Source organism: Dielma fastidiosa (genome assembly GCF_003475485.1).
Lineage (GTDB): Bacteria > Bacillota_I > Bacilli_A > Erysipelotrichales > Erysipelotrichaceae > Dielma > Dielma fastidiosa.
The window spans coordinates 11,589-26,146 of the sequence record NZ_QRQL01000001.1; the positions used below are offsets into that span (position 1 = coordinate 11,589).

A 14,558-nucleotide genomic window follows, 5' to 3' on the forward strand; every position below is an offset into this window, starting at 1 on the left:
AAGCGTAGATCCAATTGGAATTACGCTTTTTTTCTTGTTTGGCACAGAAAGTGATATTTTGCATTTTCTTGTGCCTTTTTTCTTTTTCTACATAGTATAGGCATGAAAGGATGATAAAGTGATAGGAATTTTTAATTCTGATCAGCGGATGCTTGAAGCACAGCGGTACTTAAGTACATCCACATCGACTTATTTAATTAATAATGTCAATGATGCCTTACCGATATTTGATTATTTGCTGCTGCCGATGAGCGGTATACGTTCTAATCAGGTTAAGCTGCAGAATGCATGGGTGAATCTGCCGGATGATTTTTGGCATCACTGCCGTAAGGATTGCATCATCTTCACGGCTACGGTGAATGAAGAAATCAATCAGCTGCCTTTTAAATGTGTGAACTTATCCGATGATGATCTGTTTCTCAGCGCTAATTCACGGCTGACGGCTGAAGGTGTGCTGTTTTTGCTGCTGGATAACACAACAGTGGGATTGAGTGAATGTAAGGTTGATTTGCTGGGCTTTGGTCACAGCGGTAAAGAAATTTACAATTTGCTGAAGGCATTGGATGTAAAGGTGCGGGTCATTCGCCGAAAGGTGGATCATGAAACAAGTGATTTTATGTCGGTGAGCACATGGAAGCAGCTGCCGGTCAGCGATATAGTTATCAATACCTCATTAACTAATTGGGTTGATGAGAATTTGGTAAATCATTGGCCGAAAGCACCGTTGATTTTGAATATTGTATCAGCCTACCGTATGCCGGAGAGCCGTATAACCTCAAAAGGCGGTCATGTGATTAACGCTGGTGTGCTGCCGGCTTTGATCGCCTCAAAAAGCGCTGGCCGGATACTTGCCGAATGTGTGATGAAGGAGATGGAGCATGGAGAATAGAAAGATATTATTTGGTATTACAGGTTCATTTTGTAATCATCAGGCGATCATTCAGGTTCTGAGAGATTTGGCGGCAGACAATGAAGTACAGGTCGTTTTAACCAAGAATGTGGCAGCTTGTTCAACGCGGTTTTATAACGCGATTGATTTTCAAAATGATTGTGAACACATCACGAATCAGCCATTGATCAAGGATATTGTGGAAGCGGAGAAGGTTGGTCCGCGGAAATATTTTGATTGTATGGTAATCGCACCGATGAGTGCCAACAGTGTTGCTAAGCTGGTAAACGGTGCTTATGACTGTCCGGTTGCCTTAGCGGCTAAGGCAATGCTGCGCAATCAGAAACCAATCATCTGCGGTATCGCAACCAATGATGCATTAGGAATCTCAGGCCGTAATATTTTTAGTTTACTGGCGCTGAAAAATATATATTTTGTACCGTTTGCACAGGATGATCCCATGAAAAAGCCTAACAGCTTAGTGGCAGACTGGTCTTTGATCGCGCAGACATGCGAGGATGCCTTAATGGGCAGACAGCTTCAGCCAATCCTCAGACAGGTGGTGTTTTATGAAAAGTAAATGTTATGTGGCGATGATAACCCCGTTTACGGAAGCCAATGCAATCGATTATGAAAGTGCTGAACGGATCATTGAAAAGCTGATCAGCGAGGGTGTCAGCGGATTGATGGTATGCGGAACGACCGGGGAATCACCAACTCTTTCAGAAAATGAAAAGCTGGATTTCCTTGAATTTGTCATTAATCAGGTGAATAAGCGCTGTGAGGTATGGTTTGGCGCCGGCAGCAATGCCACCTGCGATTCAGTCCGGTTGATTAAATTAAGTGAACAGCTTGACTTTGACGGCTATCTCATTGTGGTTCCATATTATAATAAACCGTCACAATACGGCTTGTATGAGCATTTTGCGGTCTTAGCGGAAAACGCGCGCAAAAATATCATGCTTTATAATGTGCCGGGCCGCTGCGGAGTGGCGCTGGAAAGTGCGACGGTAATCCGTCTGGCTAAAGATTTTAAGAATATCGTTGCCCTAAAACAAGCGGATCATAATCTTCAGATGGTCAGTGAAATCCTTGCGGAACTCGATGATTTTAATGTTTACAGCGGTGAGGACGGTTATCTGCTCGAAGGGATGATTGCCGGCATGAGCGGCGTTGTCAGTGTGATCGGTCATTTGTATACCCCCGAATTAATTGCTTTTTTTGAGGCGTATGAGCAGGGGGAAGACTGCACCGGCAAAGACATCTTTTTTAAGCTGATCGCTCGTTTGTTTTTCCTTGAAAGCAATCCTTCCTGTGTTAAATATTTATATTCAAAGATGGGGTTATGCAAAAATATTCTGCGGCTGCCCATGAGTACGATTTCTGAAAAGACATGCGCTCAGCTGGATACCTACTTTAAATGACAAAATAATTAAAGGCTTCATGTTAAACTTCAATGGGTGATAAGATGAAGGTAAAGGTTTTTGATGAACAGCATGAGGATGATCTCAGTGATGCAATCAACGAGTTTATTGAAAGCAAGCAGCCCAAGATTTTGGATATCCGCTTTGCGACCGCAGCTTTTGAGGGTGAAGATGAACAGATCTTTTGTTTTTCTGCCCTGATTCTCTACGAATAGTTTTGTCCGTGAGGGCTAGACTAAGTTTGGGAGGAAATGACCATGGAAAAGAAAACAAACATCAACTGCCGGGTTGATAACTGTATTTTTAATGAACATCAGTGCTGCTGTGCTCATGAAATTACCGTTGGCTGTCAATGCGGCAAAGCGGATTGCTGTCAGCAGACAGAATGCGATTCATTTAAGCGCAGAGGTTAATGAAAAGGCTGGGTCAAAAGTGATCCGGCCTTTTTATTATTAAATATGAATTCAATTAATTTTATGTTATACTAATTTGTGAGGTGAGTTTATGCATAAAATCATAACCCTTTTATTCTGTCTGTGTCTTATAGGCGGATGCGCTAAATCGAATAATGCGGCTTCCGATACGAATACTAAATATATCGGCTATGTAGAAGCGATTATTAATAATAATTCTACGGTTTCCAGCGAGATTCCTTTTGATTATGATCTTTCAGTTACGAAGGACAGCAAGGGACAGTATGTTTATGAAGTGACAATCAGTAATCCTAAACAGGCAATGTATAATGTTGAAATGATGGTTATCGATGTTTCTAAGGTTGGATCAGAGAATATATTTCCTTCAATTGGTGTCATTGATGAGGAGCAGTTTAATCTGATTCCTTTTCAAAGCAATGCGCAGCGTGGTTTTTATGCGGCTTTGGCATGCAATGGGGTTTCTGATGTACCGCAGTTTACACTCAATGTTTTTGTCGTCTACCGTGATTATTCAGGCTTGAATGAAACACGTATCTTCTTTAATCTCGATGCGGAATACGCGGCGGATGTAGCGGCTCCTGCAGAGGGTAAGGTACTCAATGAAGTCGGTACGGATGAAACGCCGGCAAATGATGAAAATAATGATGAGAATGGTGAAGGCGACGATACCGAGGATTATTCAGAGGATGACTATTATGAGGATGGTTATTATAATGAATATGGTGAATGGGTAGAGGGCGAGAGTTATTAGAATGAAAAATAAGAAGCAATCAATTATTATCGGCGGGCTGATCAGCTCAGCCGGTATCTTTATTTCAAAGCTGCTGGGGCTGCTTTATGTAATTCCGCTCAATGCGATTGCCGGCGCGGATAATATGCAGTATTACGGCTTTGCGTATGAGATTTATTCGTATATTCTCAATGTCTCAATTGCCGGTATCCCCTATGCCATCGCGACACTGGTTGCCAAGTATTCAAACATTGGTGATTATCGTACAACGCTGGTAATCAAGCGGATTGCGCAGGGGCTGATGGTCGCTTTGGGCTTTATCGGCATGTCTTTTTTAATTCTATTTGCGACCCCGCTGGCCTCGATCGTTTTGGGTGTTAATTCAAGTCCGGAATCACTGCAGATCACCCGCAATGTGATTGTGCTGATTTCCTTTGCCCTCTTTTTTGTGCCGGTTTTAAGTGCCTTCAGAGGCTTTTACCAAGGCTTGAAGAAAATGGAAATCTATGCTTTTTCACAGGTATTGGAACAGCTCTCAAGGGTCATGTTTTTGCTGGGGGCGGGTGCAATAGCGGTTTATGTATTTAAACAGGATCGCATCTGGGCGGTATATTTTGCTGTATTTTCGACCAGCGTAGCAGCCATCTGCGCGTTGGTGCATATCTTTATATTTGATAAAAAAAATATGCCGGAAATTAAACGGCTTGCGAATGAGCAGGAAGTTTATTCGGTGGATGATCATAAGCTGCTGTTTAAGGAATTAGTGCGTATCGCGATTCCTTATCTTTTAGTCGCTATTGTCGGCTTTTCAAATAATATGATTGACTGGCTGTTTTATACGAAGGCATTAGAGGCAACCGGGGTTGCGGCTGATCTTTGCAACTATATCTTTGGTTCAATTATTTCGGTACAGGTGAATAAGGTAACATCGATCCCGCAGATTCTTGCTCCGGGTTTTTCGATTTCGATAATCCCTTATATTACGGTATCAGTCATTGACCGCAAGTGGAAGGAACTGCGCAGACATGTGTATGACTGTGTCGATTCAGTATTATATCTGGCGATCCCGCTTTCATTTTGTCTCTTGTTCTTTTCAAGACCGATTATGTATCTGCTTTATGGCGAGAGCTTAGTAACTTATCCGGGTGCCGGCAATGTGATGCTGATTACATCTTCGCTTGAATTAGGCGGTGTATTGCTGAAATGGCATACGATTGACGCGCTTTTTGGTACGCTGACACCCATTTTTACTTCCTTGCTGATGGCGGTAGGACTGCGTAAACAGAACTTTATCAATTTGATTATCGGCGCGGCTGTAAAGCTGGTTTTTGAAATTCCGTGCATTCATTTCTTTGGTATGCAGGGGGCTTCAATTTCCAATCTGCTTTCAATGCTGACGATTATCTTGTTAGATGCTTATTTCCTGAAACGCAATTACAAGGTGCAGTGGAAATATACGATCCGCAAGATGGTGCTGATGATGCTTGGCGTTGCCGGCATGGCGCTGTTATGTCTGGTATTTAATTTTATCGGCTTTAATGCTGTTGGTCATGGCCGACTGCTGTGCGTGCTCATATTGGGTATTCAGGGACTGCTGAGTGTCGGCGCTTATTTGGCAATTACGGCATTCCTGCAGCTGCCGCAGACAATTTTTAAGATTGATATTAATAAGATGATGAAACGATTAGTGCGAAGAGGGTAGCTCATGATGCGATTAGATAAATTTTTAGCCCATGCGGGTTTAGGTACGCGCAAGGAGGTTAAGCAGCTGATTCGCAGCAAGCGGATCAAGGTAAATGGTCAGCTGGTGCGTAATGATGATTTGAAAATTGATGAGATAAACGATGTTGTACTGCTGGATGATGAAGCGGTGAGCTATGAGAAATATATTTATATGATGCTGAATAAGCCAGCGGGGGTGATCAGCGCGACCTTTGATGAAAAACAGGCGACGGTCATGGATTGCTTCGATCAGTATATACCGATGGATGCCTTTCCGGTCGGCCGGCTTGATATCGATACTGAAGGACTGTTATTGATTACTAATGACGGTGCGTTGGCGCATGAGCTTTTAGCGCCTAAGAAGCATGTGGATAAGATTTATTATGTAAAGGTGGCAAAAGCGATTACACAGGCCGCTATTGAGGCTTTGGAAGCAGGCATTCAGATTAATGAAGAGGAATGCTGTGAACCGGCAGCGGTGCGGCAAATCAGTGATGATGAGATGGAACTGACAATTCATGAGGGGAAATTTCATCAGATCAAACGGATGATGCATGCTGTTGGCAATGAGGTCGTTTATTTAAAGCGGCTGCAGATGGGCAGCTTAAAGCTTGATGAATCACTGGCTTGCGGTGAATACCGGCCGCTGAGTGAAGCAGAAATACATGCGTTAAAGAACAGGGAGGCAGATTTATGAAACAATATTTAGATTTATGCAGACACATTATGGAAAATGGCGAGCTGCGTCAGGATCGTACCGGTACTGGCACAAAGTCTTGCTTTGGTTATCAAATGCGGATTGATCTGCGTGAGGGATTTCCATTGCTGACCACTAAGAAAGTCTTCTTTAAGGGAATCGCGGAAGAATTGCTTTGGTTTATCAGCGGTTCAACCAACATTCAGCCATTAGTATTAAAAAATGTTAAGATCTGGAATGAATGGCCTTATGAGAAATACACTCAGTCATCCGCTTATCAAAATGAGAGCTTGGAAGAATTTATTGAGCGGATTAAAACTGAGGATGATTTTGCTAAGCAATGGGGTGAGCTGGGACCGGTTTATGGTCATCAATGGCGTGACTTCTTTGGGGTTGATCAATTGGAAAATCTAATTCATGATCTAAAGGAAAATCCTTTCTCAAGACGTCATATCATCAGCGCGTGGAATCCTGCGCAAATCAAGGATATGGCTTTGCCGCCATGCCATGCTTTCATGCAGTTCTATGTATCTGCGGATAAGAAATATCTCTCCTGTCAGCTGTATCAGCGCAGTGCGGATGTGTTTTTGGGCGTACCGTTCAATATCGCTTCTTATTCATTGCTGACGCATATGATTGCTTCAGTGTGCGGCTATGAAGCTAAGGAATTTATTCATACCTTTGGTGATGTACATATTTATCTCGATCATTTTGATCAGGTGGAAACGCAGCTGGCAAGAGAACCTAGAGCTTTACCGAAGCTGATCATCAATCCGGATGTAAAGAGTATCTATGATTTTAAATATGAGGATTTCAAAATTGAGGGATATGATCCATATCCGGCTATCAAAGCGAAGGTGAGCGTATGATTTCACTGATTGTCGCTCATGATGAAAAGCTGTGCATCGGCAAGGATGGCTGGATGCCATGGCAGTTAAAAGAAGATTTGAAGCAGTTTAAGGAAAAGACGCTGCATCAGCATATCGTGATGGGCCGGACAACCTTTGAGGCATTAAAAAAGCCACTGCCGCAGCGTACGACCTATGTTATTACGCACCAGCCGCTGCATTATGAGGCTGAGCATGTTCATGTCATCAATGACTTTAAGGGGTTATTAAAAAAATACCAGCAATGCGACGAATTGCTGATGATCTGCGGCGGCGCTAAAATCTATCAAGCGGCGCTGCCTTATGTGGATGAGATGTGGATTTCATTAGTGCCTGGTGATTATGCCGGCGATACTTATTTTCCAGCCTATGATGTGAATGAATTTATCGTTGTAAGCAAGGAACAGTTTGATGGTTTTCTGTTGATTCATTATCGAAGAAAAGAGGGAACACGATGCGATTTGTAGATATCATTGAAAAGAAACGCGACGGCGGACGATTAAGCCGTGAAGAAATTAATTTTTGGATCAGTGAGTATGTAGCTGAACGAATTCCTGATTATCAGGTCAGCGCGCTGTGCATGGCCATTTATTTTCAAGGAATGGATGGTGAAGAGATTGCGGATCTGTGCAATGCGATGCTGCACAGCGGTGATATCATTGATTTGTCATCGATTCAGGGCATTAAGGTAGATAAGCATTCTACCGGCGGTGTCGGTGACAAAACCAGTCTTTCCTTAACGCCGATGGTGGCTGCCTGCGGTGCTAAGGTCGCTAAAATGTCAGGCCGCGGCTTAGGCCATACCGGCGGTACACTGGATAAAGTAGAATCTATAAAAGGCTTTAATGTTTTTCTTGATGAAGATGCTTTTGTGAAGCAGGTGAATGATATCGGCATTGCCTTAATCGGTCAGACTAAGAGTCTGGTGCCTGCGGATAAGAAGCTTTATGCGCTGCGTGATGTAACAGCCACCGTGAATTCAATTCCTTTAATTGCGTCAAGCATCATGTCAAAAAAGCTGGCGGCGGGCTCGGACGCGATCCTGCTGGATGTGAAATTTGGTGAAGGCGCCTTTATGCAGAGTGTTGAGGACGCGGAAGAGCTGGCAGCAACGATGATTACGATTGGCAAACATTTAGGCCGTGATACAAGAGCGATGATTTCTAACATGAATCAGCCATTGGGCAATGCGATCGGCAATGCGCTTGAGGTTAAAGAGGCAATCGCTACATTAAAGAACGAAGGCCCGGCTGATTTTACTGAATTATGTCTGCAGGCCGGCAGTATCATGCTGGTACAGGCTAAAATTGCGGAAAATGAGGAAGCGGCCATGGTCATGCTGAAAAAGAGCATTGAGGATGGCAGCGCATTAGCCAAGCTGATGGAGCTCGTAGCGGCTCAGGGCGGTGATGTCGAACAGATCAAGCATCCTGAATTATTGCCAACGGCAAAAACCGTCGTTGAAATAAAAACGCATAAAAACGGTTGGATTCGTGAGCTTAAAGCGCTGGAATTAGGCACATTAGCAATGCAGATCGGCGCCGGAAGAGCGGTTAAGGAAGATACGATCGATCCGGCTGTCGGTATTGTATTAAATAAAAAAGCCGGCGATGCGATTCATGACGGTGATGTGCTTGCTTATGTTCATATCAATGCGCCATTAAGCGATGAATGGATCACTCATTTCCATGAATGCTTTGTGGTTTCTGATACTGCATGTGAGAAAATGCCGTTAATTGTAAAGGTTTTATAAAACAAGTCTGAGGGTTCTCAGGCTTTTTTGCATATTTCTGTCTTTTAGTCCATAGAATGCATTGAGGTGAATCAATGAAAAAGGGTTGGATAGCTATACTGATCTGCATGCTGACCTTAACGCTGAGTCCAATTAAGGCTGAGGAAGAACAGGAACAGCCGGCTTTAGCAAATCAGGCACAGAGCGCCTATGTGATGGAATATTCTACAGGCCAGGTAGTTTTTAAAAAGAATGAAACCGAAAAACTGTATCCGGCTTCCATGACTAAAATGATGGGGCTGATCCTGATTTTTGAAGCGTTGAATAATGGCAGTTTAAGCATGGAGGATACGGTTACCGTCAGTGAAACGGCGGCTTCTATGGGTGGCTCACAGATATTTTTAGAGGTGAATGAGGTAATGAAGGTTGAGGATATGATTAAATCAATCTGTATCGCATCAGCCAATGACGCAATGGTGGCGATGGCAGAAAAGCTGGGCGGCAGTGTAGAGAATTTTGTGAAGAAAATGAATGATAAGGGAAAGGAAATCGGTTTGGAAAATACCCATTTCGTGAATACGACCGGACTCCATGATCCCGAGCATTATTCCTGTGCCAAGGATATGGCCCGGATTGCCCAAGTGCTGATTCAAACCGGCGGTGATCAGTTGCTGGCCATTACTTCAACTTATGATACGTATATCCGTGAAGACAGCGAAAAGCCGTTCTGGCTTGTGAATACCAACAAGCTGATCAAGCAGATGGAGGGTGTCGACGGCTTAAAAACCGGTTTTACCCAGGAAGCGATGAGCTGTATCACGGTTACCGCAAAACGCGACAATCTTCGACTGATCAGCGTGGTGATGAAGGAGCCTAGCAGTCAGGTAAGAAATGCGGAAACCAAGCAGCTGCTGGACTATGGCTTTGCGATGTTTGATCAGAAAATAATCTATGAAAAGGGCAGTGTGATCGACGCGCTTAACATCGATTTGGCAAAGCCGGAAACGGCTGAGCTGGTTACTTTAAATGAGGTGCCAATTGTCTTTAAAATAGGGGAAGAACCGCAGATTACAGAACAAAAGGTAGTGCTTACTAAAAATGAACTGCCGTATGCTGTTGATGAAAAAATTGCTGAGCTGGTGATCACGCTGGATAATCAAACGACGCTTACGGTTGATTTGGGCGTAAATGTACCGATGGAAAAAGTATCTTATTTTGATCTGTTTTTAAATCTATGGAAACAAGTACTTGCGTAAGGACGCGGTGCTTGTTTTTTTTGTCGAAGCTTAGGAGTGTTTGTCGTAAATCAACTTTCATTTTAAAAGCTGTGATAAGATAAAAAACGAAAGGAAGGTCTTATGCGAACAGAACTAAAAAACAATCGACTGATCATTTATTTCAGCGAAGAATTAGATAACTATGCAATCACTCAGCTTAAGGATGAATGCATAAAGCTTATTGAGAAGGAGAAACCAGCTGCCCTGTGCTTTGACTTCAGGGATGTCACTTTTGTAGACAGCACCGGCATCGGATTTTTATTGGCCCGTTATAAGCAATGTCAGAAGCTGGGGATAGCCATGAGTGTTGCTAATCTTTCCAAAAACAACCGTGCTTTATTTGCTATGTCCGGTATCTTCCAGCTGATCCGTGAAGAAAGAAATGAGGGAAACTATGAATAAGATGTGTTTGACTTTTAAAAGCAGAATTGAAAATGAAGCTTTTGCGAGAACATCGGCAATTGCTTTCCTGATGCCGCTCAATCCAAGTGTTGATGAGGTAATGGAAATTAAAACAATTGTCGCGGAGGCAGTTACCAACGCGATCATCCATGGCTATGAAGGCAGCCGTGAGGGAATCGTAAAGCTGGAAATCGGCTATGAGGTAAATTCATTGGTGACGATTATCGTTACTGATAAGGGCTGCGGTATCAATGATATCGATCAGTGTCTGCAGCCTTTGTATACAAGCAAGAGTGAACTTGAACGCTCGGGTATGGGAATGACAATCATGGATACATTCTCAGATTCCTTTGATGTTATATCGACACCGAAAGAAGGTACGACCGTTGTTATCCAGAAACAGCTCCACAAATCCGCTGACAACGCTTGATAATGAAGCGCTGATCAAAGCGGCTCATGAGGGCAATGAGGCGGCCAAGGAAGCCTTTGTGGAAAAGAATCAGGGTTTGGTCTATTCATGTATTCAGCGTTTTGTTTCTAAGAAAATCAGCCGTGAGGATCTTTTTCAAATCGGCTGTGTAGGATTGATGAAGGCGCTGAATAATTTTGATCTCTCAATGAATGTTCAGTTTTCTACTTATGCGGTGCCGATCATCTTTGGTGAAATCAAACGTTTTTTTAGAGATGACGGTTCCATGCGCATCTCACGCTCACTGAAAGAAGGCTTTCTGGTCATGGTGAAGGTCAAGGATGAATTATTTCAGAAATTGAACCGGGAACCGACGTATAGTGAGATTGCTGCTGCCAGCGGCTATGATGTCAGTGATGTATTGCTGGCTTTTGACGCGAATCAGTTTATCTATTCCTTAGATGAGCCAATCTATGAAAAAGATGGCAATTCATTGTATCTTGAGGATAAGATATCGGATCGTGAGGTGAGTGATATCACACTGCGCTGCGCGATGCAGAAAGAAATTAAGGCTTTGGATGCCCGGGATCAGCTGTTGATTCATTATCGCTATGAATGCGGCCTGAAGCAGGATGAAATTGCCAGAAAGCTGAATATATCTCAGGTACAGGTCTCCCGTTTGGAGAAGAAAATTTTGAAGCAGCTGAAAGAACGTTTTGTCAGTGATTAAGTGTTTAAGCATCTCCTTGTCTGCACATACTATGGACAAGGAGGTTTTTTTATGAACGAAATCCATTTAAAAAAGGTTGCTGAACGTCATGAGCCAAAGCGGCATAAGCTTCGCAATGCGCTGCTGGCATTTGTGTTTGGCGGCTTGCTTGCCGTTATTGGTCAGTTTGCGGCAAATTTTTTAGTTGAACAATTTCAGATGAAGGCTGATGAATCTGTAACAGTGGTTGTGTTAGCTGTCATCTTGATTACTGCTTTATGTACTGGCTTAGGTATTTATGACAACCTGGCGCAATGGGTAGGCGCGGGGTTATTTATTCCAATCAGCGGGTTTGCCAATTCATTGGCTTCTGAGGCATTGGAGAGTAAGAGTGAAGGTTTGATCATGGGCATCGGTTCGAATATGTTTAAGCTTGCCGGCTCGGTGCTGACTTATGGCATTGTGGCAGCCATTGTATTCAGCGCGATCCGTTATGGGGTGAGCTTATTATGACAACGCTGCAATTTAAAAATGTTTATGTGCAAAGCAGCGGCTGCGCGGTAGGCCCGCTGGAGAAGGCAGGTCCACTGGGAGAATATTTCACGAATGCTTTTAGTGATAACTATTGTGAGGAATCAACCTTTGAAAAAGCTGAACGGCGTCTGATTAAAGAAGCTGTCAGCGATACTTTAAAAAAGGGTAAACTGACAACCCATGACATTGCATTGGCATACGGCGGTGATTTAATTAATCAATGCGCGTCTTCCAATTATTTTGCGAAGGATCTCAAGGTTCCTTTTGTCAGCTTATACGGGGCTTGTTCCACCTCAGCTTTAGCGATGGGACACGCGGCAATTGCTGTTGAGCATTTACAAATGAAGCATGTGCTGGCATTTACTTCATCACATACAGCAACGGCGGAAAGGCAGTTTCGTTATCCCAATGAATATGGCACACAGAAAAAGGAAACGACAACTTCGACGGTTACCGGTGCCGGGGCAGTGGTGTTAGGCAGCAAGCCAGCAGCAATCGCGGTGACTGCCTTTACGATTGGTCAGGTGATCGATTGGAATTTCAGTGATGCCAATGATATGGGCCGTGCCATGGTGCCCGCTGCCTATGATACGCTGATGACTCATTTTAAGGATATGAATCGTACTTTTGACGATTATGATCTTGTTGTAACCGGTGACTTATCTAAGCTTGGTTATGCAATGCTGAGCGACTTGTGTCTGAAACAGCGTTTTCAGCTTGATAATAAGCTGAATGACTGCGGCTTAATGATCTATGATGTCAACAATCAGCCGATTTTCTGCGGCGGCTCAGGCTGTGCCTGTTCAATGGTTGTAACGGTTAGTAAGCTGTTTGATCTGCTGCAGAGTAAGCAGATGAAGCGCATTCTATTGATTGCGACCGGCGCTTTGCTGACACCGGTAATCTTAGCGCAGAAGGAAGCGATTCCTTGTGTCGCTCATGCGATCTGTTTTGAAAGGAAGGATGCTTAATGGTTTACATCTATGCGTTTTTAACGTGCGGCACACTCTGTCTTGCCGGTCAGCTGATCTATGATAATACCAAGCTGACACCCGGTCACATAACCTCGTTATTTGTTGTGTTGGGAGCGTTTTTGGAAAGCTTTAATATTTATGATAAGCTTGTTGATTGGGCAAGTGTCGGAGCCTCACTGCCGATTACCAGCTTTGGTCATTCTTTGGCTCATGGTTCCTTTGCCGGTGCGATGGAGGATGGCTGGCTGGGACTGATTACCGGTGTATTTGATAAATGCAGCGCCGGTATTGCCTTCGCAATCTTCATGGCTTTTATTGTCGCAGTCCTCTTCAAACCTAAATCATGAACGAAGTACGTCTGGCATCCATCAGACAAAAGCTTTCCGCGTCCTTTGATGTATCCTTTACCACCTATGAGCTGCACGGCCGTACAATCAGTATGATTTTTTTATCCAGTCTGTCCGCTCAAAGCGCTGTTAATGCATTGATTCAAGGCTTTACACAAAGTCCTAAGGAGGACCCTTTAACCTTTTTTAATGGTTCCGTCAGTGCCCTTTTGGATGAACAGGCAGCAATTACTCAGATCTTAAGCGGCCAATGCGTTGTGCTTCTCGATCATGATCCGGCTTATTACAGCGTTGAAACCCGCGGTTATCCGACCCGTTCAGTGCATGCACCGGAAAATGAAAAAAGCATCCGCGGTTCGAATGATGCCTTTGTAGAGAATATCATTCAGAATGTTGGCTTGATCCGCCGCCGTATCCGCGATGAACGGCTGGTGGTGGAGCTGGATAAGGAAGGCAAGCTGACTAAAACAGATTTAGCCCTTGTCTATATGCGCGGGATCGTTGATCAGGATGTGCTTGATGATTTTAAGCATCGCCTGCAGGCAAACAGTCAGGTTGAAATCTACAATGACCGCAATCTGGTAGAAGCGCTTTATGGCAAAACATTGAATCCTTATCCTCATGTCCGTTATACTGAACGCCCTGATCTATGCGCCTTGCATCTGCTGCAGGGAAGCTTAGTCGTATTGGTAGATACGATACCTTCCGCTATTCTGCTGCCAACCACTTTCTTTGAACAGATCCAGCAGGCAGAGGAATACACCCAGACACCGCTGCTGGCGTTCTGCACCCGGCTGTCACGCTATATCGGCATCTTCTTATCAATCTACCTGATGCCCTTGTGGATTGCCCTGCGGGTCAGCGAGAATCCAACGATGCTGAATCTGCCGGTACAGGGCGTTCATCCGTTTGAATTTGGCTTCCAGATTCTATTTGCTGAGCTGGTCGTTGAATGGATTCGCCAGTCACTGATTCATGCTCCCAATATGCTTTCCGGCATCATGGGCTTTCTTGTCGTCTTTGTGCTTGGTGATTTTGGGATTGAATTCGGAGCATATACCAAAGAAATACTGATTATGATTGCCATCAGCAACCTCGGTAACTTTCTAACCCCCGGTTATGAAATCTCACTGGCAAATAAATTTTCCCGTATCTGTTTGAATTTAATGACATTGTTCTTTAAGATACCCGGTTTCTGTATCGGTATTATCGCACATTTTCTATTGCTGTTATCGACGGATACAATTAAGTATCCTTATCTTTATCCCTTGATTCCTTTTTCCTTCAAGGAGATGCGCCGTCTGCTGTTTGGCTCATTGATCCACTCAACTAAAAAACAAAATGATCAGATGAAAGCGAAATGATTGAATAATTTCGCTTTTTTCCTTTTC

19 protein-coding genes are annotated in these 14,558 nt (G+C 43.7%); all 19 read left to right on the forward strand.

Annotated features, from left to right (window positions below; translation table 11 throughout):
• The first annotated feature begins 118 nt into the window (after positions 1 to 118).
• The 19 genes from DWZ33_RS00060 to DWZ33_RS00150 all read left to right on the forward strand — a co-directional run bounded on the left by DWZ33_RS00060 (position 119) and on the right by DWZ33_RS00150 (position 14,531).
• On the forward strand, positions 119 to 889 hold the full coding sequence (locus DWZ33_RS00060; protein ID WP_022939713.1) for a hypothetical protein: 771 nt from the start codon (positions 119 to 121) through the stop codon (positions 887 to 889).
• Positions 879 to 1,469: a dipicolinate synthase subunit B gene (locus DWZ33_RS00065; RefSeq protein WP_022939712.1), complete on the forward strand. Its 591-nt coding sequence runs from the start codon at positions 879 to 881 to the stop codon at positions 1,467 to 1,469. Before DWZ33_RS00060 ends, DWZ33_RS00065 begins: the two co-directional genes overlap by 11 nt.
• Positions 1,459 to 2,313, forward strand: coding sequence for a 4-hydroxy-tetrahydrodipicolinate synthase (dapA, locus tag DWZ33_RS00070; RefSeq protein WP_022939711.1), 855 nt, complete (start codon positions 1,459 to 1,461; stop codon positions 2,311 to 2,313). Before DWZ33_RS00065 ends, dapA begins: the two co-directional genes overlap by 11 nt.
• Before the next feature lie 44 nt (positions 2,314 to 2,357).
• The gene (locus tag DWZ33_RS00075; protein WP_022939710.1) at positions 2,358 to 2,528 is read left to right on the forward strand and encodes a sporulation protein Cse60; all 171 of its coding nucleotides are present in this window, start codon (positions 2,358 to 2,360) and stop codon (positions 2,526 to 2,528) included.
• Between the two features lie 42 nt (positions 2,529 to 2,570).
• Entirely contained in the window at positions 2,571 to 2,726 is a 156-nt protein-coding gene (locus DWZ33_RS00080) for a DUF1540 domain-containing protein (RefSeq protein WP_022939709.1), read from the forward strand.
• A 91-nt stretch (positions 2,727 to 2,817) separates the two neighbouring features.
• Positions 2,818 to 3,498 carry a hypothetical protein gene (locus tag DWZ33_RS00085; protein WP_022939708.1) on the forward strand — a complete coding sequence of 227 codons (681 nt, stop codon included), beginning with the start codon at positions 2,818 to 2,820 and terminating at the stop codon, positions 3,496 to 3,498.
• 1 nt (position 3,499) lies between these two features.
• Positions 3,500 to 5,179 (forward strand): oligosaccharide flippase family protein, encoded by a 1,680-nt coding sequence (locus DWZ33_RS00090; RefSeq protein ID WP_118453353.1) that lies wholly within the window; start codon positions 3,500 to 3,502, stop codon positions 5,177 to 5,179.
• Positions 5,180 to 5,182: 3 nt separating this feature from the next.
• Complete coding sequence (locus tag DWZ33_RS00095; RefSeq protein WP_420841407.1) at positions 5,183 to 5,896, forward strand: pseudouridine synthase; 714 nt, start codon at positions 5,183 to 5,185, stop codon at positions 5,894 to 5,896.
• Positions 5,893 to 6,765 carry a thymidylate synthase gene (locus tag DWZ33_RS00100; protein WP_022939705.1) on the forward strand — a complete coding sequence of 291 codons (873 nt, stop codon included), beginning with the start codon at positions 5,893 to 5,895 and terminating at the stop codon, positions 6,763 to 6,765. Before DWZ33_RS00095 ends, DWZ33_RS00100 begins: the two co-directional genes overlap by 4 nt.
• The gene (locus DWZ33_RS00105) at positions 6,762 to 7,250 is read left to right on the forward strand and encodes a dihydrofolate reductase (protein WP_118453357.1); all 489 of its coding nucleotides are present in this window, start codon (positions 6,762 to 6,764) and stop codon (positions 7,248 to 7,250) included. Before DWZ33_RS00100 ends, DWZ33_RS00105 begins: the two co-directional genes overlap by 4 nt.
• Positions 7,238 to 8,536, forward strand: a complete 1,299-nt coding sequence (locus DWZ33_RS00110) for a pyrimidine-nucleoside phosphorylase (RefSeq protein WP_118453359.1) — start codon at positions 7,238 to 7,240, stop codon at positions 8,534 to 8,536. The genes DWZ33_RS00105 and DWZ33_RS00110 overlap by 13 nt, the downstream gene beginning before the upstream one ends.
• 74 nt (positions 8,537 to 8,610) lie before the next feature.
• On the forward strand, positions 8,611 to 9,771 hold the full coding sequence (locus tag DWZ33_RS00115; RefSeq protein ID WP_118453361.1) for a D-alanyl-D-alanine carboxypeptidase family protein: 1,161 nt from the start codon (positions 8,611 to 8,613) through the stop codon (positions 9,769 to 9,771).
• 102 nt (positions 9,772 to 9,873) lie between these two features.
• Positions 9,874 to 10,194 (forward strand): STAS domain-containing protein, encoded by a 321-nt coding sequence (locus tag DWZ33_RS00120; RefSeq protein WP_022939701.1) that lies wholly within the window; start codon positions 9,874 to 9,876, stop codon positions 10,192 to 10,194.
• On the forward strand, positions 10,187 to 10,624 hold the full coding sequence (gene spoIIAB, locus DWZ33_RS00125) for an anti-sigma F factor (RefSeq protein ID WP_022939700.1): 438 nt from the start codon (positions 10,187 to 10,189) through the stop codon (positions 10,622 to 10,624). The genes DWZ33_RS00120 and spoIIAB overlap by 8 nt, the downstream gene beginning before the upstream one ends.
• On the forward strand, positions 10,581 to 11,333 hold the full coding sequence (locus DWZ33_RS00130) for a sigma-70 family RNA polymerase sigma factor (RefSeq protein WP_022939699.1): 753 nt from the start codon (positions 10,581 to 10,583) through the stop codon (positions 11,331 to 11,333). Before spoIIAB ends, DWZ33_RS00130 begins: the two co-directional genes overlap by 44 nt.
• Before the next feature lie 51 nt (positions 11,334 to 11,384).
• Complete coding sequence (locus DWZ33_RS00135) at positions 11,385 to 11,825, forward strand: SpoVA/SpoVAEb family sporulation membrane protein (RefSeq protein ID WP_022939698.1); 441 nt, start codon at positions 11,385 to 11,387, stop codon at positions 11,823 to 11,825.
• Positions 11,822 to 12,817, forward strand: coding sequence for a stage V sporulation protein AD (gene spoVAD, locus DWZ33_RS00140; RefSeq protein ID WP_118453363.1), 996 nt, complete (start codon positions 11,822 to 11,824; stop codon positions 12,815 to 12,817). The genes DWZ33_RS00135 and spoVAD overlap by 4 nt, the downstream gene beginning before the upstream one ends.
• Positions 12,817 to 13,167: a stage V sporulation protein AE gene (spoVAE, locus tag DWZ33_RS00145; protein ID WP_022939696.1), complete on the forward strand. Its 351-nt coding sequence runs from the start codon at positions 12,817 to 12,819 to the stop codon at positions 13,165 to 13,167. The genes spoVAD and spoVAE overlap by 1 nt, the downstream gene beginning before the upstream one ends.
• A complete protein-coding gene (locus tag DWZ33_RS00150; protein WP_022939695.1) occupies positions 13,164 to 14,531 on the forward strand; it encodes a spore germination protein in 1,368 nt (455 codons plus the stop codon). The genes spoVAE and DWZ33_RS00150 overlap by 4 nt, the downstream gene beginning before the upstream one ends.
• Positions 14,532 to 14,558 lie beyond the last annotated feature (27 nt).